Below are 21,071 nucleotides of genomic sequence, written 5' to 3'. Positions count from 1 at the left end.
GCTATTTGTGGACAGCACAAAAGTACAAGAATTATTAGCAGCGGCACTGAACCTTCAGGAGATTTTCGTGAAGGGTGAAGGCAGTCATTACGAAGTTGTTGCGGTTGATGCATGTTTTGATGGCATGAATCGAGTTAAGAAGCAGCAACTAATCTACGGCCCACTAATGGAATACATTCAACGCAATGACATCCATGCTCTTTCTATTAAGGCTTTCACGCCAGAAGAGTGGGAACGTGATAAGAAACTGATGTCACTTTAAGGTTTATGATGGAAAAGTTTCGAGTTATTGGATCGGATAAGCCGTTAAGCGGTGAAGTGACGATCTCAGGCGCAAAAAATGCAGCGCTACCTATTTTATTCGCCTCAATCCTTGCTGAAGAGCCGGTTGAAGTGAGTAATGTTCCTCACCTACGTGACATCGATACTACGATGGAACTACTTAAGCGTTTAGGCGCAAAAGTATCACGTAACGGTAGTGTTCATGTTGATGGCAGCGAGATTAATGAATTTTGTGCGCCTTATGATTTAGTAAAAACAATGCGTGCTTCTATTTGGGCTTTAGGTCCTCTAGTCGCTCGTTTTGGTGAAGGCCAAGTGTCACTTCCTGGTGGTTGTGCAATTGGCGCTCGACCTGTTGATTTACATATCCATGGCCTAGAGCAACTAGGTGCGACCATTAAGTTGGAAGATGGTTATGTAAAAGCAAGTGTTGACGGCCGTTTGAAAGGCGCGCACATCGTGATGGATAAAGTAAGTGTGGGTGCCACCATTACTATCATGTGTGCAGCAACGCTAGCGGAAGGTACAACTGTATTAGATAACTCAGCGCGTGAGCCTGAGATTGTTGATACGGCTGATTTCCTAAACAAACTAGGTGCTAAGATTTCTGGCGCAGGTACAGACACGATTACTATCGAAGGCGTTGAACGTCTTGGTGGTGGTCATCACTCTGTGGTTGCTGACCGTATCGAAACGGGTACGTTCCTTGTTGCTGCTGCTGTTTCTGGCGGTAAAGTGGTTTGTCGCAACACCAACGCTCATCTTCTTGAAGCTGCATTAGCGAAGCTTGAAGAAGCGGGTGCGAAGGTTGAAACGGGCGAAGACTGGATCAGCCTTGATATGACAGATCGTGAGCTGAAAGCGGTGAAAATCGTAACAGCACCTCACCCAGGTTTCCCAACCGACATGCAAGCACAGTTTACTCTGCTCAACATGATGGCGAAGGGCAGTGGTGTTATCACTGAGACTATCTTTGAAAACCGCTTTATGCACATTCCTGAGTTACAGCGAATGGGTGCAAAAGCAGAAATCGAAGGCAACACGGCTATCTGTGGTGAAACTGAGAAGTTAAGCGGCGCTCAAGTAATGGCAACGGATCTTCGTGCATCTGCGAGTCTAGTTATTGCTGGCTGTATTGCCCAAGGCGAAACTATCGTTGACCGTATTTATCACATCGATCGTGGCTACGATAAGATTGAAGATAAACTTTCAGCTTTAGGCGCAAACATTACACGATTTAGCGAGTCGAACTAACTTAGGTTAGTGGATTCATGAATCAGTAAGATGAAAACATAAAAGTCGGAACCTTGGTTTCGGCTTTTTTATAGTTGTATTTACCGCAAGTGAATCTATTGCCTATTTTGTGTGAATAGATGAATCAACTTGGCGGTTGTGAGGAGCAAAATGATAGCAATATTACGTATTTTCGCAGTGGCGATATTTGCGATTCTTATGTTTGTATTTGGTTGTGGCTACTGTCTATTAAGCCCACGTAACCCGAAACACGTATTTACCTTTGGCCGTTATTTCGGTCGCATGTCGAAAATCTTTGGCATGAAGTTAGAGCTTCGCATCCCGGAAGATGCTTACTCTCGTGGCCAACATGTTTACGTTGCAAACCACCAAAACAGCTGGGATCTATTCACGATTTCATCAGCGGTAACACCTAAAGTTGTGACAGTAGGCAAGAAAAGCCTAGCGTGGATGCCTCTTTTTGGTCAGCTATACTGGTTGACGGGTAATATCCTAATCGACCGAGCTAACCGCAGCAAAGCGGTAGGTACGATTGACCAAGTGGTTACTAGCCTTAAAGATAGTGATGTTTCAGTATGGATGTTCCCTGAGGGGACTCGTTCTCGTGGTCGTGGTTTGTTGCCATTCAAAACGGGTGCTTTCCATGCTGCGATTGGCGCTGGCTTACCTATTATCCCTATCGTGTGTAGCTCAACTGGTGGCGTGAAGCTGAACCGTTGGAACAATGGTCATGTGATTGTTGAAATGCTACCACCAATCAGCACTGAAGATTACGATAAGTCTAATGTTCGTCAACTGGCTAACTTAGCCCGTGAGCAGATGGCTGCTAAGCTTGAAGAGTTAGACAAAGAAGTGATTGAGCTTAATAAGAAGTAATCATCTAAGTGAAACGATGAACAATAAAAAAGGTTGCCAATTGGGCAACCTTTTTTGTATCTGATAAACGCTCAGCTTCATGCCAACTTGTTTACTAGAAACCGTTTATTCTAGAGGAAGAACCTATTTGCGAACCGCAATAGCTTCGATCTCGATACCTACATCTTTTGGTAGACGAGCTACTTCAACACATGAACGTGCAGGGTAATTTGCAACGCCGTGCTCATCAAAGAACTTACCGTAAACTTCGTTTACTGTGCCGAAGTCGTTTAGGTCTTTAACGAATACCGTTAGTTTTACGATGTCTTTTACAGTCAGGCCAGAAGCTTCAACAACCGCTTGAACGTTGTCTAGAGATTGGCGAGCTTGCTCTGCGATATCAGCAGATACTTCACCAGTTGCTGGGTTTACTGGGATTTGACCAGAAGTCAGAACCATATTGCCAAGGTCAACACCTTGTACGTATGGGCCGATTGCAGCTGGAGCAGATTCTGTGTGAAGTACTTTAGTCATTGGTTATTCCGTCAGTTATTGGATAAAAAGCAATTTTTAGTGTGCCTTCAAACTTAGGATAGGTAAAGAGCAAAATACCCCGCACAGGCGAGGTATTGAATAGTTTTTGCGTTCGATCGGCGTTGCCGTATGACGTTATCTTTCTGTCACGATCTCACGAGAGAAGACTTTTTCGCAGTACTTACACTTCAATCGAATATCTTCTTTCTTTTCAAAGATCTTAAAGCTGCTTTCTACGGGCTCATTGTGAGTAATACAGTTGGTGTTTGGACACTCAAACACATCGTTGATTTGCTCAGGAAGTTCTAGTGGTAGCTTCTTAACCACTTCGTAATCTTCGATTTGGTTTACCGTTGCGTGAGGTGCGTAAAGTGCTAACTTGCTCGCCTGTTCTTCAGTGATAAAAACATTCTCTATCTTGAGTAAGTCTTTGCCGCCTAGAGCAGAAGATGGCAGGTTTAGGCCAATCGTTACTCGCTGATTTGAGTTATGCATGTCGAACAGTTTGAGTACCTTGATCCCGATGTTGGCTGGGATATGGTCGATAACCGTTCCGTTCTTGATTGCTTCAACTTTTAATTGAGTCTCTTTAGACATGATATCTCTCCTCTACAGCGTTTCGTTAAGAACAAGGGCTAGCAGTGCTTCACGTGCGTAAACACCGTTCTCTGCTTGCTGGAAGTAGTAAGCGTAAGGTGTTTTATCGACATCGACAGTAATTTCATCAACACGAGGAAGAGGGTGAAGAACCTTTAGATTATCACGTGCATTTTCCAGCATCGGAGCAGTCAGGATGTACGCTGATTTGATGTGCGCATATTCCGATTCATCGAAGCGCTCTTTTTGAACTCGAGTCATGTACAAGACATCAAGTTCTGGAATGACATCTTCCATGTCTGTCAGCAGTTGATACTTGATACCCGCTTCATCAAGTTCTTCGCAAATGTAGTCTGGCATCGCCAGTGCTTCAGGTGCTACGAAGTAGAAACAGATGTTATCGAACTTCGCTAGCGCTTGAGTCAACGAGTGAACCGTACGGCCGTACTTAAGGTCACCAACGAATGCAACGTTGAGGTTGTCTAGGCGACCTTGTGTCTCAGCGATAGAGAATAGGTCTAATAGCGTTTGTGTTGGGTGTTGGTTTGCGCCGTCACCTGCGTTAATAACCGGTACACCGTTAGAAAACTCAGAAGCCAGACGCGCAGCACCTTCTTGAGGATGACGCATTACGTAAGCATCAACGTATGAAGAGATAACCTGTACCGAGTCCGCTAGCGTTTCGCCTTTCTTCGCCAGTGAGGTGTTACCACCACTGTCGAAACCAATCACATCACCACCGATGCGTTGAATAGCCGTTTCAAAAGAGAGACGAGTTCGCGTTGAAGGTTCGAAGAAGCAGCTGGCAACAACTTTGTTCTTGATGAGTTCTGGGTTTGGTTCAGCCTTTAGCTGACCTGCCGTTTGAACAATTAATTCTAGCTCTTCACGAGAAAGCTCTGGAATTGAGATGATGTGCTTTTGATAGAGCGAATTCGCCATGATCTTCTTCCCCACAATAATGTATTGGCCATAAAAAAGCCCCCCATAATGGGAGGCTTTAAAAAAGTGCTGAAAAGCAGAATAGACGGCCTGGCAAGCATGCTAGCTTGCGAGCAATATTTGGTGTTTTCACAATTTTATTATGTGTTTTCACAATATCATTATGTTTTATCACAACATTGCTTGGCGTCATTTTCACTACTCTCAGACAAATTGCCGAGAATTATACGCTTTCAATTTGTGAGCGCAAGCGATTACATCAAGCTTTTGTTTACTTTCAGTGTTCGCTATTGGCCCAGAGTCGCAACCATTACCGCTTTGATGGTATGCATGCGATTCTCTGCTTCATCAAATACAATTGAGTAATCCGATTCAAAGACTTCGTCAGTGACTTCTAAGCCGTTCATTCCATATTTGTCTGCAACTTGCTGGCCGATCACGGTTTCATTGTTGTGGAAAGCGGGCAGGCAATGCATGAATTTCACTTGAGGGTTACCTGTGAGCTTAATGACATCCATATTCACTTGGTAAGGTGTCATTACAGCAACACGTTCGTCCCAAGCTTCTGGCGCTTCACCCATAGAAACCCAAACATCGGTATAAAGGAAATCACAGCCTTTCACACCTTCGGCAACGTCTTCTGTCAGCGTGATTTTTGCACCTGTACTTTGCGCGATAGCTTGGCACTCTTCGACAAGGTGCTCTTCTGGCCAAAATGCTTTTGGCGCGACAAGGCGAATATCCATGCCCATTTTCGCGGCACCCACTAACAGAGAGTTACCCATGTTGTTACGTGCATCACCAAGGTAAGCAAAGCTGATTTGGTGTAGATGTTTACCGCGACCATGCTCAAGCATAGTGAGGAAATCAGCCAAGATCTGAGTAGGGTGGAACTCATTGGTTAAGCCATTCCAAACCGGTACACCAGCATAAGCGCCTAGGTCTTCGACAATGCTTTGGCCAAACCCTCGGTATTCAATGCCATCGTACATGCGACCTAATACACGCGCCGTATCTTTCATTGATTCTTTCTGACCAATCTGAGAACCAGAAGGGCCTAAATAAGAGACTTGAGCGCCTTGATCAAAAGCAGCTACCTCAAAAGCACATCGAGTTCGAGTGGATGCTTTTTCAAAGATCAAAGCGATGTTTTTACCGTTAAGCTTTTTCTGCTCTGTACCTGCATACTTAGCTTTTTTAAGGTCGGCAGACAGGTCGAGTAAAAACTGAATCTCTTTAGGAGTAAAGTCGAGAAGTTTTAGAAAGTTACGATTGCGAAGATTAAAGGCCATCTCTCGCTCCTTGCGTATATAGAATCAATGAAGAACTCAGTTAAACATAAAAATGCTATATTTGTGAATATTTATTTTATTAATTTGATAAAAAAGGCCAGTACAATGGTACTGGCCTAGATAAGTTAGTGTGCTTGCTTTATTGAGTTTTGTGGCTTAGATACCGTCTCTTTCGATAGGACAACTCATACAGCGAGCGCCACCTCGGCCACGACCTAGCTCATTGCCCGGAATCGTCAGAACTTCGATTCCTGCTTTGTCGTATTTTTCATTGGTGTAAACATTACGCTCATAGCCGATAACCGTACCCGGTTTCACCGTCAGTACGTTGTTAGCGTCATTCCACTGCTCACGTTCAGCTTCGTAGTTATCACCACCGGTTGTGATGATCTTCAGTTGATCGAGGTCCAGTGCGCCTTCAATCGCTGTTAGGTAGTTTTCAGCTTTCTCTACTCGCATTTCGCCATTTTCTTTCGGCGTTAAGCGCCAAGTATCTAGGTCTTTACGAACGATCTCTGGATAGACTGAGAATGTGTCGATATCCATGTGCGTCATTACTGTATCAAGGTGCATACAAGAGCGGTGTTTCGGTAAATCAATCGCAATCACTTCTTTAGCTTGACCAGATTTGAATAAACTAGCGGCTAGGTTTTCAACACCTTGTGGCTTAGTACGCTCTGAAATACCGATAAGCACGGCACCTTTACCGATAACCAGTACATCTCCACCTTCAATATTCGCGTTGTCATAGTGAAGATCTTCATCACCGAAGTGCTTAATGAAATCTTGGCCTGCGAATACAGGGTGCCAGCGGTAAATTGCTCGCAAGTGATTCGTTTCTCGTTGACGAGCAGGCATCATCATCGGGTTAAGAGACACACCTCCATAAACCCAACAAGAAGTATCGCGGGTAAATAGATGGTTGGGTAGCGGCTCAATAACGAAATCAAGCGGGCGGTGCATCTTCGGTAGCATTGAAGAAGATTTAATAGGAAGTTCAGAGTAGGCTAAACCACCCAGTAGGATCGTGGCTAAGTGCTCGTTGTCCATTTGAGCAAGGTATTCTCTTAAATCACGTGCGAATGTAGGGCCGTAACGGAAGTCTGAGATTTGAGTCGTCAGTAGCCACTCACGAGCTTGAGCCACAGCGAGTGTCTCAACCAGTAGGTCATGCAGTAATAACACTTCAACGTCTTGGTTACGAAGTGTCGTCGCAAAGGCATCGTGTTCTTCACCTGCGGCTTCTACTGCAAGTACATCATCAAAGAGTAACTCATGACAGTTAGAAGGGGTGAGGTGGGTGAGTGCCCTTTCAGGTCGATTTAGGAGAACTCGTCTTAATTGACCGACTTCGGAGCCAACGTACAGCTTACTCATTTTGCATCCTTACTATTAATCCAGCGTCTATTTATGACAAGCTTGTTCGTAATATGCAAGTTTTGAAAATTGCGTAAAGGTTGTGTTATTTCTCAATTATTGGATTTTAATGCTAATTAATTAAAAATTAGTGATATTAAAATCCAATTGAAAGACTCAATGCTAGAACAAACTTTTTGCGGTTCTATGCTCAAATTTCAGTAATCCGATAATCCATTTTGCTTGGTGAACATGATTTTCCATTCAAAATTTATGCAATTATCCACTCTAAAATGAGATCTTATGCACCAATGAAGTGATCGTCAGTATGCATTTGATATGACTAACCACTCAGTTTTAGAGAAGTAAGACGAAAAGTAGCAATAAAAATGAAATGCTAAAACACACGATAGTTAATAATATGTTGAAAATTTGTTTCTGTGATTTTGATTTCACTTTTTAATTGATATCCCCTCTGTTATCTAGCGATAAACTTACTCTTCTATACCTGATCTAGGTGGCTTTTCTAGGCGATCCATGCCATATTTCGTGGCAATCAAATTTGATCTTTTCATAGTCAACACTCTGGAGCAGACACATGTCTCACGAAGATGAATATCTATCAGTAGCGGAATTAATTGAATTTCAAAAAGGAGAGACTCGCGACATCATTGAAGCACTAATCGAAGATGGTAGCGATCCTGAAGCTCTATACGATATCGAGCATCACCTTTTTGCTGAAGATTTCGCAGTACTTGAGAAAGCCGTTGTTGAAGCATTCAAAATGGGCTTTGAAGTGCTTGAAGCTGAAGAGACAGAAGACGAAGATGGCAACAAGCTACTTTGTTGTGATGCAACGATGCAGTGTACTCTGAATGCAGAAGCGATTGATGAGCAAGTTGAGAAGCTTGTAAATCTTGCAGAGAAGTTTGACATTATCTACGACGGTTGGGGCACTTACTACGAAGGTGAAGATGCTATCTACCCAGACGAAGATGATGAAGACGAAGAGTAATTTCTTCCCAGTTTTAAAGAATGCCAGCCTTGAGCTGGCATTTTTTTATCCTCAGAAAAATAAATGTCTTTATATGCATTCATTCATTATAATGCGGTCAAAATTGATCTAGCTCAAGGAATGCTATGCGATTACCTCTCGATGGTCTTTGGCAAATATCGCCACTAACGGATCTCTCTATTCCACAAGATGACATTACCTTTCCGGCTCCGTTAAGTTCAAAGCTTCCTGATAGCTTGAGTGAAAGTGAAATCGCAGAGCAAGAGTGGCACCTGATGCATGACATCGAAGTGGATGATGCGATGTTGGCGTGCCCGTTTGTTGAGTTAGTAATGGCAGGTGTTGATTACTTTGCGGAAGTGCGACTCAATGGTGTGGCTGTGTTTGATTGTGATGGTAGCCAAGTCGAATACCGTAAAGATATTCGACCTTACATGCAGTCTGGTCGCAACCGTTTTGAGATTCTTTTCCTTGAAGAAGAGGAGAGCCTGTTGCTTGAAGAGGATATGGATGAGTCAGTCTCTTCACCGGCTGTCGCTAAATCGGATTCTCGTATCGGAATCTGGCAAGCGCCATATCTGCAGTTCGTTCGTCACGTCAAGCTTGAGCAAGTTGTGACAGAGCAGATCTGGCATTACGGTGGTGGTTGTGAGTTCAAAGTGGATGTTATCTATCAAACGCTAAAGCCGGGGCTAATATCGGCATCAATCAAGTTTAATGGTATGACGTTGGTGATGCCGATAGATGTGCGAGCAGAACATACGGGTGTTGTTTTCCAGGTTGAGGCACCGATCATTTTTGATATTGAGAATCCTAACCCTAAACATTTATACTCGTTAGAAGTGGTACTTGATGGGCAGGAAGAGAGCTCTTTTGTCGCCTTGAATCCAGCTTCTTGCGTCAGTAATTTTTTGCGTAGTTAGCGGTTATTTAATTAGCCCGTTACGTAAGGAATCAATTCGCTCACTTGCTTGTCATCTGATGAACTGCCGACGCTAACCCTATTTCAAAAACACATTATAGCGTTTTGGCCATGACAACTTCACAAGCGTCATGGCCTGTTTCTCCCCAAGCTGAATCAAGGTGTTCAAAGCCCAATTTTTCGTAAAGTTTAACGGCAGCATTAAGGCATTCAGTCGTTTCTAGATACATATGTTGATAACCCAGTTCCTTAGCTTTCTCCATCGACATATTAACCAACCTCTTAGCTAAGCCTTTGCCTCTTGTTTCTGGCAAGAAGTACATCTTTTGCAATTCACAGACTTCTGGCATACCTGCTAATGGTGCAAATCCACCACCACCGACAACCTTTCCATCAAGTTCAATTACCCAATACTGAGATCTTTCATTGTTATAAACGCTAAACATGTCTTCTAAGGTGGGATCTGCTACACCATAACCTTTATCTTCGGTTAGCCCGTTCTCATAAGAGACTTGGCGAATTACATTGGCCACTACGGTGTTGTCTTGCTGTTGTAGGGGACGAACCACCACATCACTTGAAGCGTGGCTTTGTTGCAGTGCTTTAAGGTAGTGCTCGATTCCCCCCGAAACTTGTTGAGTTTCCGCTTCCGTTAAACGCTCAAGTACCGAGTCATAAAATTGATTTTGTTGATTGTGAAGTTTGGCAAGAGTGTTTATCCCTTGCTCTGTTACTGAAGCAACAACACTGCGCTTATCGTTGGGGTGTGGCGAGGTTTGGATTAACGAGTTCTTCGCTAGATTATTGACTGCTCTACTGGCGTTGGACTTATCAATATTGAGCTTATCCGCTAATTGATTCACGGTTAATGGCTGCTGCTCTAGTTCGATAAGCGTATGCGCTTGAATCGGAGGTAGGGCAATATCACCACAATCTTTGTCGAGCATTCCAAGCTGTCGAACGAGCTGACGTGATAATTCTCTAAGTTGTGCTGAAGTCATGTTGCCTCTCAATATGGTTGCGATGTACAACTATAATTTAATTGCGCGTCGCAACCATGTCAACAATAAACTCTCTAGGTTAAGCGTGTTGGTGCAAACAAAACTGTGGCTGTGTTGTTTGGCTTTCTGCTTTTCGTAGCCAAACTTTCTCATGGAAGTAGTAAGCCACGGTATTCAAAGCGGGTTCTAACGTTGCCATCACACCACCAACAAAGGCATCGCCAGTCAATAAGTAGACAACGGTAAAGGCAACACTAAAGTGGATAGTAGCGAAGCTTGCTGTTTTTAATTTAGTCATCCACTGACGAGCTTTAAGCGCTGGAACTTGAGCCCAAGCCTTTTCATGAAAATAGAAGGCCACAGTATTCACAGAGGGCTCAATCATGGCAATTAAGCTGCCAATTAAGATGTCGCCTGTTAGTACGTAAGCGACACTAAATGCGATAGTAAAATGTAATGCGGCAAAGGTTAGTGTCTTTTTCATGATAATTACTCAATCGTTGTGTTGTTTCGATAGGTCTATTATTGAGAATTATTATCATTAGTTAAAATGGGTTGTAGGAATTAATTCGATAGATGAAACCTATCAAAGGATTCTAGGGGTAAAATAATTTCTGGTTGAATGTAACTGTATAGTGATAAATATATTATTAAGGCTTATTTAACTCCTTGTTATTATTTGAAAAAATTATGATAACTCCCTTTGATTTATCCATTCAGGTTATTGATTAGCACGGCGTGTTTCTATAGCGTGCAATCTCTCAATGCGCACCAAGATGCGCATGATTTAATGATGAACGTCAGATGGAGTTAAAATGGAAAACAAAGCGTTGGAAACTAAGGTTCTCTTTAGTGGAAAAGGGAAAGAGTATTTTGGAATATGGATTGTTAACATTCTACTATCAGTGATCACGCTCGGTATTTATTCGGCTTGGGCGAAAGTTCGAAATAAACGTTACTTTTATGGGAATACATTTATTGGTAGTGATAGCTTTGAATATCATGGTAAGCCCATGCAAATATTGAAAGGGCGAATCATTGCGTTGATTTGTGTAGTCGCTTGGGGAATCAGTAATCAATTTGCTCCTCAGGTTGCATTGGTTTTATTACTGGTTTTTTTTGCATTGTTACCATTGTTATCTCGCAGTAATGCTCGTTTTGATTCGGCAATGACAAGCTTTCGAAATGTTCACTTCTCTTTCCATGGTACTGTTTCCGGAGCCTACTGGGCAATTCTTGGGCGTGGTCTTGTTGTCGGTGTCGGCGTATTTACGGCAATTATGGCAATAATATTTACGATGCAAATGAACATGATTGCTGGTGGTATCGCCATTTTAATATCCATACCTTCTTATGTTTATTTACAATCCTGGTTACTTGCCGGTATCGCCAATTATTTTTCTAATGGTTATCGCTATGGCGATCGTCAGTTTAAAGCTGATTACCAAGATGGCTTTTATTTCAAAGTATACTTAACCAGTATGATTGCATGGCTGGTTGTCTCTATTGTTGCCGTTTTGGCTCTCTTCAGTGCCGTTGGCTTCAACATGATCAGCAACCCTGAGTCGTTATCCGAAATCGCTAACAACGGAAGTTTGACTTCAATGATGGTTGCTTATTACTTTGCTTTCATTGTTATGAGTATTGCGATTGCTGCTTACATTCAAGTTAAAATTAGAAATTACACCTTCTCTGAATTAGTGCTTGAAGGAAAAGAAAATGAGGCCGATTCAACGTTAAGTTTTGCTTCGACATTAACGATAAAAAGCTACATGTTTTTAGTATTGACTAACTTCTTACTTCAATTGATTACCCTCGGGTTAGCTAGACCATGGGTGATGGTAAGAACGATGAACTACTTGTCGGAGAATACGTATGTTCAAGGTAACTTAGATTTACTAGTAGCAAACGACCAACCGTCTGATGTGGAATCGGCTATTTCTGATGAAATAGCTCAAGCGTTTAATGTTGATCTTGGTATTGGCTAAATGATCTCTGGTGTTGCACACCCGCCTCGTAGTTCTGAACGCTGCGAGGCCATTTTAGATATCTCTCACCCTGATAAACTACTCCTGAGTGTGGATGGCTCTATTGTTTCTGCATATTTTGAACGTGTTGAAATTATGCGAGGCGTTGGATCCGCTCCAACAAAGCTCAAATTCCCAGATGGATGGCAATTTATCTCTGAGGAAAGTGATGAGTTGGACGCCTATTTGAGAGACAGAGGTAAACATAATTTCTTAGGTAAATTAGAGAAGAACATTACGGCTATCTTAGTTAGTAGTGTTGTTCTCGTGTTACTTACTATTTCTATGTTCACTCATGGGATCCCGTGGTTAACTCATCAAATAGTCACTTATCTACCTGATTCGGTGCCTAGGCTGGTTGAAAATCAGGTTTTAGAGTCTTTAGATGAACAGTTCTTTGAGATCTCCACTCTGTCGGAAGAACGACAGCGCCACATTCGACAGCGCTTTGAAAGGCAGCTGCAAAAAATGAGTATTGAAGGCGATGTACAGTTGGTTTTTCGTTCTTCAGAGCTTGGCGCCAATGCTTTTGCGCTGAGTGCTAGGACAATCATCGTATTAGATGATCTCGTTAGATTGACTACAACGGAAGAGCAACTAGACAGTATCTTGTTACATGAATTAGGACATGTTCAGCACCAGCATGTAATGAAGGTATTGGTTCGATCAAGTTTGTTATCAGTAACTGTGGCGGCTTTGACTGGTGAAAGCTCTGGGATCATTGATAACCTTACTGGTCTTGGTGTGTTTGTTGCAAATAATGGTCAATCACAAGATGCAGAGCGAGAAGCGGATTCATTTGCTTCCTATTCGATGATCGAGCTGCATGGTTCTAATCAAGCTATGATTGAGATGTTTGAATTGTTAGGAAAAAATTCTGATGGACATGCTGAACTACCCACATGGCTCAGTTCTCATCCTGAACTGGGTGAACGGATTGAATCATTGAGGGACGTACATTAGTTGTTTACTGGTGAAGGCTAGTGTTAATGCTTAAGTCATTGTTATATAAGATAAATGTATTAATCAAACAATTGAAACCGAATTTTAGACAATAAAAAGGGCAGATTATTATCTGCCCTTTTTCTTACTTAAAAACTATCGCATCGATTATAAAGCAGCAATAGTCGCTTTTTGCTCTTCAAGCTTAACCAATGTTTCTTGGTAGCCTTCAAGCTTTTCACGCTCTTTTGCGATAACAATTTCAGGTGCTTTAGCAACAAAACCTTCGTTACCTAGCTTACCTTCGATACGCTTAATCTCACCGTGAGTTTTCGCTACTTCTTTATCTAGACGAGCAAGCTCAGCATCTTTGTCGATAAGACCCGCCATTGGGATCATCAGCTCAGATTTGCCAACCAGTTTAGTTGCACAAGCTGGAGTTGCTTCGCCGTCAGCTAGAACTTTAATATCGTCTAGCTTAGCTAGAGAAGTAAGAACGATCTTGTTTGCTTCGATACGAGCTGCATCTTTCTCATCAGCGACTTTGATCATTATCTCCAAGCCTTGGCTTGGTGCAATGTCGTATTCCGCACGTAGGTTACGGATAGCAGTGATGAAAGTTTTAACCCATTCGATGTCGTCAACGATCTCAGCATTGAAGTTATCTTCATTAAACTGAGGAAGTGCTTGAGTCATGATGGTCTCGCCTTCAACGCCGTCTACTAGCGGCTTAACGCTCTGCCAGATAGATTCAGTGATGTAAGGAAGAACAGGGTGAGCAAGACGTAGAGTCTTCTCAAGAACCGTAATAAGCGTGTAACGAGTCGCTTGTTGTTGAGCTTCAGTACCCTTCCAAAGCACAGGTTTCGTTAGCTCTAGGTACCAGTCACAGAATTGGTTCCAGATGAATTCGTAAAGCGTGTTTGCCGCCATGTCTAGACGGTAGTTGTCTAGGTGAGCGTTAAACTCTTTCGCTGCAACTTCAAACTGAGATTCAATCCACTTGTCTGCTAGAGAGAATTCCATGTTTGCACGGTCTTCAACAGACAGTGACATGCCACAATCGTGCTCTTCTGTATTCATCAGTACGTAACGGCTTGCGTTCCATAGCTTGTTACAGAAGTTACGGTAACCTTCAAGACGCTTCATGTCCCAGTTGATGTCACGGCCAGTTGAAGCCATAGCAGCAAGAGTGAAACGCAGTGCATCAGTACCGTACGGTTCGATACCATCTTCGAAAGTTTTACGCGTAGCTTTTTCGATCTTAGCAGCCAGTTTAGGTTGCATCATGTTGCCACAACGCTTCTCTACTAGCTCTTCAAGGCCGATGCCGTCAATCATATCGATTGGATCAAGTACGTTACCTTTCGACTTAGACATCTTGTCGCCGTTTTCATCACGGATAAGACCCGTCATGTAAACGGTTTTGAAAGGTACTTGAGCCTTGCCATCTTCATCTTTCACGAAGTGCATGGTCATCATGATCATACGAGCAACCCAGAAGAAGATAATATCAAAACCAGATACTAGTACTTCTGATGGGTGGAATGTTTTCATTGCTTCAGTATCTTCAGGCCAGCCTTGTGTGCCGAACGTCCAAAGTGCAGAAGAGAACCAAGTATCAAGAACGTCGTTGTCTTGCTTAAGAACAATTACCGGTGAAAGGTTGTTCTTTTCACGAACTTCTTCTTCAGTGCGACCTACGTAAACTTTACCATCGTTGTCGTACCATGCTGGGATACGGTGGCCCCACCAAAGTTGACGAGAGATACACCAGTCTTGCACGTCACGCATCCACGCGAAGTACATGTTTTCATATTGCTTAGGTACGAATTGGATCTCACCATCTTCAACGGCTTTAACAGCAGGCGCAGCAAGAGGTGCTGTACGCACGTACCATTGGTCTGTCAGCATTGGTTCGATAACCACACCACCACGGTCACCGTAAGGAACGGTTAGATCGTGATCTTTGATTTCTTCAAGTAGGCCTAGCTCTTCAAATTCAGCAACCGTTGCACGACGAGCAGCAAAACGTTCCATGCCTTGGTATTTAGCAGGAAGCTCTGTTGAATACACATCGCTCTCTTCACCGTTAGTTGTGAAAATTTCAGCCGCATCACGGATATCACCGTTGAACGTTAGGATGTTGATCATTGGTAGGCTATGGCGCTTGCCCACTTCGTAATCGTTAAAGTCATGAGCTGGCGTGATTTTTACACAACCCGTGCCTTTATCCATGTCAGCGTGCTCATCACCTACGATAGGGATAAGACGATTAACGATAGGAAGCAGGATTTCTTTACCGATAAGATCTTTGTAGCGAGGATCTTCAGGGTTAACCGCAACGCCTGTATCACCAAGCATGGTTTCTGGACGTGTAGTAGCAACGACGATGTAGTCTTTGCCATCAGCCGTTTTAACACCGTTCGCTAGTGGGTAGCGGAAGTGCCACATGAAACCTTTTTTGTCTTTGTTTTCAACTTCAAGATCAGAAATAGCAGTGTGCAGTTTAGGATCCCAGTTTACTAGACGCTTACCACGGTAGATTAGGTCTTCTTCGTATAGACGAACAAACACTTCTTGAGTCGCAGCCGATAGGCCGTCATCCATAGTGAATCGCTCACGATCCCAATCTACAGAAGCACCAAGACGACGAAGTTGTTGAGTGATCGTGCCACCTGATTCGCCTTTCCATTCCCAGATCTTGTCGATGAAAGCTTCACGGCCGTAGTCGTGTTTTGTTTTGCCTTCTTCAGCGGCGATCTTACGCTCAACAACCATTTGAGTGGCGATACCAGCGTGGTCAGTACCCACTTGCCAAAGAGTATTTTTGCCTTTCATACGTTGAGCACGGATAAGCGTATCCATGATCGTATCTTGGAACGCGTGACCCATGTGTAGGCTGCCAGTGACGTTCGGTGGCGGGATCATGATGCTGTAAGCTTCTTTTGATGTGTCACCGTGTGGCTTAAAGTAGCCTTTCTCTTCCCAAGTCTTATACAGAGCTTGTTCGATTGATGTTGGGTTGTATGTCTTTTCCATAGTGCTCTTATAACGGATACTGTGAATGGTTAATCGTGGTCAAACTTCATAAGTGAAGCTTCTTGAATCTAAATCCAAAGATAGCTTTAACTATGAGGTTTGACTATGGATGTTGAATCTCGATAGTTTGTAGCTGATATCCAGCCTGACGGTAAATTTTATACCTTTCTCGAGCGAGTTGCTTAGCTTTTTCTTCGCAAGGAACGAAGTCTATCACCTGAGCAAAGGCGTTCGCAAAGGTTGTATTATTATCGGCCAGATTTATTACCAGTTGGCGATTCCAATTATGTTTTACGCCTTGATAGCCAATTTCGATGTTGGTTGAATACTTTGGGCCTTCGCCAACTAAGTTATGTGCAATAAATTCATTGGGTTCGACTTGCCAGAAAACTTCAGCGATACGTTCGGCATGTTCTTTGTCATTGCAGTTGAGATAAAGTTTAGCGCCTTGTGTAGCAAAGTGCTTAGCAAGAAACAGCACATAGTGAGCAAAACCATCTTCGCTGGCTTGCGGGCTGTCTGAAGGCACAATGTAAAACGTGGCAGTCTGCATACTTAACACTCGAAACTTGAACTGAAAATCGTGGATATCAATATTACTTGGTTAACAGGGTCTAACAAATAGCGCTTATTAAAAAAGGGCCCGTAGGCCCTTTTCATTATTTTGAAGATTGCTCTTCAGTCTCTTGGCCGCTGCGGTTCAATAAGAATTGGACTAGCATTGAGACAGGACGACCTGTCGAGCCTTTCGCTGCACCTGACTTCCACGCAGTACCTGCACTGTCGATGTGAGCCCAGTGGTACTTCTTAGTGAATTTAGACAGGAAGCAACCTGCGGTGATAGTACCGCCAGGGCGGCCACCGATGTTTGCCATATCAGCAAACGGACTGTTCAGCTGCTCATGGTACTCGTCTGCCATAGGTAGACGCCATGCGCGATCACTTGCTTGCTCTGAAGCATTAACAAGTTCATGAGACAGTGGGTTGTGGTTAGATAGAACGCCACTGATGTGGTGACCTAGAGCGATAACACATGCACCAGTTAGCGTAGCAACATCGACAACACAATCTGGTTCAAAGCGCTCAACGTAAGTTAGGGCATCACATAGAACCAAGCGACCTTCTGCATCAGTATTTAATACTTCAACGGTTTGGCCTGACATGGTTGTTAGAATGTCACCTGGGCGGTAAGCATTGCTACCAGGCATGTTTTCACAACCTGCAAGGATACCTACAACGTTGATTGGCAAGTTAAGTTTCGCCAGTGCTTTCATTGTGCCGAATACAGATGCAGCACCACACATGTCGTACTTCATCTCATCCATGCCTTCACCTGGCTTAAGCGAGATACCGCCTGAATCGAAAGTAAGACCTTTACCGACTAGAACGATAGGTTTTGCATTTGGATCAGCAGCGCCTTTGTACTCCATGATAGACATCATAGATTCGTTCTTAGAGCCACGGCCTACAGCTAAGTATGAAGTCATACCCAGCTTTTCCATCTCTTCTTCACCGATGATCTTAGTCTTTACTGTCTCATAATCGTCAGCTAAACGACGAGCTTGAGAAGCTAAGTAAGCAGGGTTTGCGATGTTTGGTGGCATGTTGCCAAGATCTTTAGATGCTTTCACACCTGAAGCAATAGCAAGACCATGAGAAATCGCTTTTTCGCCAAGGCTTAGCTCGCGACGAGTTGGTACGTTGAATACCAATTTACGCAATGGACGACGAGTCTCTGGTTTGTTGCTCTTAAATTGGTCGAATGTGTAAAGACCATCTTTAGTCGCTTCTACCGCTTGACGAACTTTCCAGTAAGTGTCGCGACCTTTAACGTGAAGTTCTGTAAGGAAACATACTGCTTCCATAGAACCTGTTTCGTTTAGTGTGCTGATGGTTTTTTGGATAATTTCTTTGTATTGACGCTCGCCTAGCTCACGTTCTTTACCACAGCCTACCAGTAGAACGCGTTCTGAAAGTACACCAGGTACTTGATGCAGTAGCAGCATCTGGCCAGGTTTACCCTCTAGATCACCGCGACGAAGCAGTGAACTAATGTAGCCATCGCTAATCTTATCTAATTGCTCGGCTACTGGAGAAAGGCGGCGCGGTTCGAATACACCGACAACGATACATGCGCTGCGCTGTTTCTCTGGGCTGCCACTTTTTACACTGAACTCCATGCGTACTCCTACATCCTGAAGACAAATCGAACTAAATGTTAGATAATGGGTTCTTACTTGTTGGATCCTATAATGGAACTAACCTTAAAGAAGAACGCTAACACTTAGCTAAAAATTTAAAAAAATAAAAGGTTCAACGGGAAATTATAGTGATTCAATCAAAAAAACAAGTTTTGTATAGGTAATTTGAGCGTGATTATTGTTAGATATTTGATCCGCGAGACAATCAAGAGCCAATTTGCGATCTTTTTTGTTCTCTTTCTCGTGTTTCTCAGCCAAAAATTCATCAGTGTTTTAGCGGACGCCTCTGATGGTGATATTCCTGCGAGCCTCATATTGTCGATTGTTGGTCTAAATATGCCAGCGATGGGTTTATTGATGCTTCCACTCAGTATTTATATTGGTATTTTGCTTACTTTTGGCCGTCTTTACGCTGAAAGTGAAATAGTCGTAATGAACGCTACGGGTATTGGTAATAAATTCCTTATCCAATCTGCGCTTTATTTGGCTTTGATAACCGCATCAGTTGCCGCTTTCAACTCATTTTGGTTATCTCCTTGGTCGCAAGACAAAGTTGAGCAAATGTATGAAGAAGTGGCTGCAGAAAATAGCGTTGATTTACTTCCGAAAGGTAAGTTTGAAGGTACGCCGGATGGTTCTTCTGTCGTTTTCATTGATGATATCGACGGTAATAAGTTAGAAAATGTGTTCGTTGCTCAAATGCGCCCACGTGATTCGGTATTGCCTAGTGTGATGTTTTCTAAGTCGGGTGATGTCAAAGAACTGAGCGATGGTCGCCAAGTCATCGTTATGTATGACGGCACTCGTCATGAAGGGGTTCCGACACGTCTTGATTATATGGTGACGCACTTTGAAGAGTACGAAGGCTTAATTGGTCAGCGTGAAGTTGAGAAAAAAGGTCGAGATTGGGAAGCCATTCCTACACTCGAACTGATTGGTAATCCAGAAAACAGTGCGAAAGCGGAATTACAATGGCGAATTTCATTGGTACTTTGTATTCCATTGTTGACCATGCTTGTTGTGCCACTGTCTGCGGTGAACCCTCGACAAGGTCGTTTCGCTAAAATTGGGCCTGCTATTCTAATTTACCTAACCTATTTCTTAGCAATCAGTGCAACCAAATCTTCGATTGAAGAGGGGAGTATCCCTGCGGTAGTCGGCATGTGGCCAATTAATGCGTTATTGTTATTTGTCGCAATTGGTGCAAACTTTATGGATAGCGTGCCAGTAAGGCGTTTGAAAGAAAAATTCAAGAATAAAAGGTTAGCTTAAGCCGTGTTTAAGATTCTCGATTTATATATAGGCAGAACCATCATCGCAACGACGTCACTGGTATTGGTGACGTTTGTTGGTCTTTCTGGGATTATCAAGTACGTAGAGCAGCTGAGAAAAGTGGGGCGTGGTACCTATGATCTACTACAAGCACTGTATTTCGTTCTATTGAGTGTCCCTCGTGATATCGAAATGTTCTTTCCAATGGCTGCATTACTTGGTGCATTGATTGGACTGGGTATGCTTGCTGCGAGTTCTGAGCTGGTGGTGATGCAGGCGGCGGGTTTCTCTAAGTTAGATATTGGCCTATCGGTACTCAAAACCGCCATTCCACTAATGATCGTGGTGACTCTTCTTGGTCAATGGGGTGCGCCTCAAGCACAGAAGATGGCTCGTGACTTAAGAACTATATCGATTGCTGGTGGTAATATTATCTCTACCCAAAGTGGGGTATGGGCACGTGATGCCAATGACTTCATTTTCATTGTCAAAATCGATGATCAGAAGTTATATGGTATGAATATGTGGCGCTTTGATGAGAACAAGGCTCTGAAAACAGCTATATACTCAAAAGAAGTCGATTACGTTGGAAACAACGTTTGGACTATGAACGATGTCGAGATCACGTCTTTCGAAAATGAGCTTCAGATTACCAAAGAAAGCTTACCAACTTATACTTGGGAAACATCACTCGCTCCGGATAAGCTTGCGATCGTAACGGTTAAACCAGAAGAACTGTCTTTAAGTGGGTTGTACGATTATGTTTCCTACCTTAAAGCCTCGGAGCAAGATGCATCACGCTATGAACTCGCTTTATGGAGAAAGATAACTCAGCCGATTTCGATAGCGGTCATGATGTTGATGGCATTGTCGTTTATCTTTGGTCCATTACGAAGTGTGACTATGGGAGCTAGGATTCTTTCGGGGGTTATTGCAGGTTTTACCTTCTATATATCCAGTGAGTTCTTTGGTCCGGTCAGTTTGGTTTATCAAATACCACCGGCCTTGGGTGCGCTAGCCCCGAGCGTGGTATTCCTCGGAATAGCCATAATGCTCTTGAGGCGGAAACTGTAAATAGAAAAAGGAAGGCATAACGCCTTCCTTTTTTGATCTTGACTGTAGCAAGTTTAATCGCGTTATCGTGCTTGTGGTAGCACTACTACTTCGGTCTTCGCCCAGATGTCGTGAAAGCCACGCTTCTGAGGATCGAATGGAACACATAAGTTTGCTAATCCAAATCCTGAAGTTCCTAAGCGAATCAGCGCTTGGGTTACCGTAATAGCGGAGCCATCTTTGTTTTGAATGCGCAATTTCCAAGCTCGCATTCCTAGCGTTTGACCTGCTCTTGTCCAAAAGAACACAAAGAAGTACACCCAAACTACAACTAAGTAAAAGGTATATGCAGGGCTCCAAATAGGGTGGTTGCTCAAGAAGTCACTAACATCGGCATAACCGCTATGGTTAAAAACGCCAAGTGCCATGAGCGCATGCAGCAAAGCGACAATGACGCCAGCCGCCAGCATCTCAATAGCGATTA

Annotated in this window: 20 protein-coding genes; 9 read left to right on the top strand and 11 right to left on the bottom strand. The window is 43.3% G+C overall.

Translation table 11 applies throughout. The features are described 5' to 3' along the window. The first annotated feature begins 7 nt into the window (after positions 1-7). The 3 genes from ibaG to AACT19_RS11075 all read left to right on the top strand — a co-directional run bounded on the left by ibaG (position 8) and on the right by AACT19_RS11075 (position 2,412). Positions 8-262: a BolA family iron metabolism protein IbaG gene (ibaG, locus tag AACT19_RS11085; protein ID WP_004735316.1), complete on the top strand. Its 255-nt coding sequence runs from the start codon at positions 8-10 to the stop codon at positions 260-262. Between the two features lie 8 nt (positions 263-270). Beyond that, positions 271-1,536, top strand: coding sequence for a UDP-N-acetylglucosamine 1-carboxyvinyltransferase (gene murA, locus AACT19_RS11080; RefSeq protein ID WP_004735317.1), 1,266 nt, complete (start codon positions 271-273; stop codon positions 1,534-1,536). Positions 1,537-1,686: 150 nt separating this feature from the next. After that, positions 1,687-2,412, top strand: a complete 726-nt coding sequence (locus tag AACT19_RS11075) for a 1-acylglycerol-3-phosphate O-acyltransferase (RefSeq protein ID WP_029405144.1) — start codon at positions 1,687-1,689, stop codon at positions 2,410-2,412. A gap of 123 nt (positions 2,413-2,535) precedes the next feature. Here AACT19_RS11075 and AACT19_RS11070 read toward each other — a convergent pair whose 3' ends face one another. From AACT19_RS11070 to arcA, 5 genes are all read right to left on the bottom strand, one after another. Further along, positions 2,536-2,925 carry a RidA family protein gene (locus tag AACT19_RS11070; RefSeq protein ID WP_004735319.1) on the bottom strand — a complete coding sequence of 130 codons (390 nt, stop codon included), beginning with the start codon at positions 2,923-2,925 and terminating at the stop codon, positions 2,536-2,538. A gap of 135 nt (positions 2,926-3,060) precedes the next feature. Then, the gene (pyrI, locus tag AACT19_RS11065; protein WP_004735320.1) at positions 3,061-3,522 is read right to left on the bottom strand and encodes an aspartate carbamoyltransferase regulatory subunit; all 462 of its coding nucleotides are present in this window, start codon (positions 3,520-3,522) and stop codon (positions 3,061-3,063) included. Between the two features lie 12 nt (positions 3,523-3,534). After that, positions 3,535-4,464, bottom strand: a complete 930-nt coding sequence (gene pyrB, locus AACT19_RS11060; protein ID WP_004735321.1) for an aspartate carbamoyltransferase — start codon at positions 4,462-4,464, stop codon at positions 3,535-3,537. Between the two features lie 287 nt (positions 4,465-4,751). Then, positions 4,752-5,756: an ornithine carbamoyltransferase gene (locus AACT19_RS11055; protein ID WP_017078784.1), complete on the bottom strand. Its 1,005-nt coding sequence runs from the start codon at positions 5,754-5,756 to the stop codon at positions 4,752-4,754. 156 nt (positions 5,757-5,912) lie between these two features. Next, on the bottom strand, positions 5,913-7,133 hold the full coding sequence (arcA, locus tag AACT19_RS11050) for an arginine deiminase (protein ID WP_004735323.1): 1,221 nt from the start codon (positions 7,131-7,133) through the stop codon (positions 5,913-5,915). 577 nt (positions 7,134-7,710) lie between these two features. Between arcA and rraB the strand changes: the two genes are divergently transcribed. Further along, positions 7,711-8,127 (top strand): ribonuclease E inhibitor RraB, encoded by a 417-nt coding sequence (gene rraB / locus AACT19_RS11045; protein ID WP_004735324.1) that lies wholly within the window; start codon positions 7,711-7,713, stop codon positions 8,125-8,127. A gap of 125 nt (positions 8,128-8,252) precedes the next feature. Continuing rightward, positions 8,253-9,050 (top strand): glycosyl hydrolase 2 galactose-binding domain-containing protein, encoded by a 798-nt coding sequence (locus AACT19_RS11040; protein WP_017078782.1) that lies wholly within the window; start codon positions 8,253-8,255, stop codon positions 9,048-9,050. A 94-nt stretch (positions 9,051-9,144) separates the two neighbouring features. Here AACT19_RS11040 and AACT19_RS11035 read toward each other — a convergent pair whose 3' ends face one another. Further along, positions 9,145-10,050, bottom strand: coding sequence for a bifunctional helix-turn-helix transcriptional regulator/GNAT family N-acetyltransferase (locus AACT19_RS11035; RefSeq protein WP_017078781.1), 906 nt, complete (start codon positions 10,048-10,050; stop codon positions 9,145-9,147). 79 nt (positions 10,051-10,129) lie between these two features. After that, on the bottom strand, positions 10,130-10,534 hold the full coding sequence (locus tag AACT19_RS11030) for a DUF2061 domain-containing protein (RefSeq protein ID WP_009847723.1): 405 nt from the start codon (positions 10,532-10,534) through the stop codon (positions 10,130-10,132). A gap of 331 nt (positions 10,535-10,865) precedes the next feature. On the opposite strand from AACT19_RS11030, the gene AACT19_RS11025 reads away from it, so the two are divergent. Both AACT19_RS11025 and AACT19_RS11020 read left to right on the top strand, forming a co-directional pair. After that, the gene (locus AACT19_RS11025) at positions 10,866-12,038 is read left to right on the top strand and encodes a YjgN family protein (RefSeq protein ID WP_076646298.1); all 1,173 of its coding nucleotides are present in this window, start codon (positions 10,866-10,868) and stop codon (positions 12,036-12,038) included. Beyond that, positions 12,039-13,040 (top strand): M48 family metallopeptidase, encoded by a 1,002-nt coding sequence (locus AACT19_RS11020; RefSeq protein WP_076646296.1) that lies wholly within the window; start codon positions 12,039-12,041, stop codon positions 13,038-13,040. 147 nt (positions 13,041-13,187) lie between these two features. Here the strand turns inward: AACT19_RS11020 and AACT19_RS11015 are convergent, their stop codons facing one another. The 3 genes from AACT19_RS11015 to pepA all read right to left on the bottom strand — a co-directional run bounded on the left by AACT19_RS11015 (position 13,188) and on the right by pepA (position 18,241). Next, positions 13,188-16,061, bottom strand: coding sequence for a valine--tRNA ligase (locus AACT19_RS11015; RefSeq protein ID WP_076646294.1), 2,874 nt, complete (start codon positions 16,059-16,061; stop codon positions 13,188-13,190). 103 nt (positions 16,062-16,164) lie between these two features. Continuing rightward, positions 16,165-16,614, bottom strand: coding sequence for a DNA polymerase III subunit chi (locus tag AACT19_RS11010; RefSeq protein WP_004735334.1), 450 nt, complete (start codon positions 16,612-16,614; stop codon positions 16,165-16,167). Positions 16,615-16,720: 106 nt separating this feature from the next. Next, positions 16,721-18,241 (bottom strand): leucyl aminopeptidase, encoded by a 1,521-nt coding sequence (gene pepA, locus AACT19_RS11005; RefSeq protein ID WP_004735335.1) that lies wholly within the window; start codon positions 18,239-18,241, stop codon positions 16,721-16,723. Between the two features lie 192 nt (positions 18,242-18,433). Here pepA and lptF point away from each other — a divergent pair, with 192 nt between their 5' ends. Next, the gene (lptF, locus tag AACT19_RS11000) at positions 18,434-19,534 is read left to right on the top strand and encodes an LPS export ABC transporter permease LptF (protein ID WP_004735336.1); all 1,101 of its coding nucleotides are present in this window, start codon (positions 18,434-18,436) and stop codon (positions 19,532-19,534) included. 3 nt (positions 19,535-19,537) lie between these two features. Beyond that, on the top strand, positions 19,538-20,608 hold the full coding sequence (lptG, locus tag AACT19_RS10995; RefSeq protein WP_076646292.1) for an LPS export ABC transporter permease LptG: 1,071 nt from the start codon (positions 19,538-19,540) through the stop codon (positions 20,606-20,608). A 62-nt stretch (positions 20,609-20,670) separates the two neighbouring features. Here lptG and AACT19_RS10990 read toward each other — a convergent pair whose 3' ends face one another. Next, positions 20,671-21,069: an RDD family protein gene (locus AACT19_RS10990; RefSeq protein WP_242658942.1), complete on the bottom strand. Its 399-nt coding sequence runs from the start codon at positions 21,067-21,069 to the stop codon at positions 20,671-20,673. Positions 21,070-21,071 lie beyond the last annotated feature (2 nt).

Source organism: Vibrio sp. 10N.222.47.A9 (assembly GCF_963872585.1).
GTDB classification, from domain to species: Bacteria; Pseudomonadota; Gammaproteobacteria; order Enterobacterales; family Vibrionaceae; genus Vibrio; species Vibrio splendidus.
This window is presented reverse-complemented; position numbering and strand designations above follow the sequence as displayed.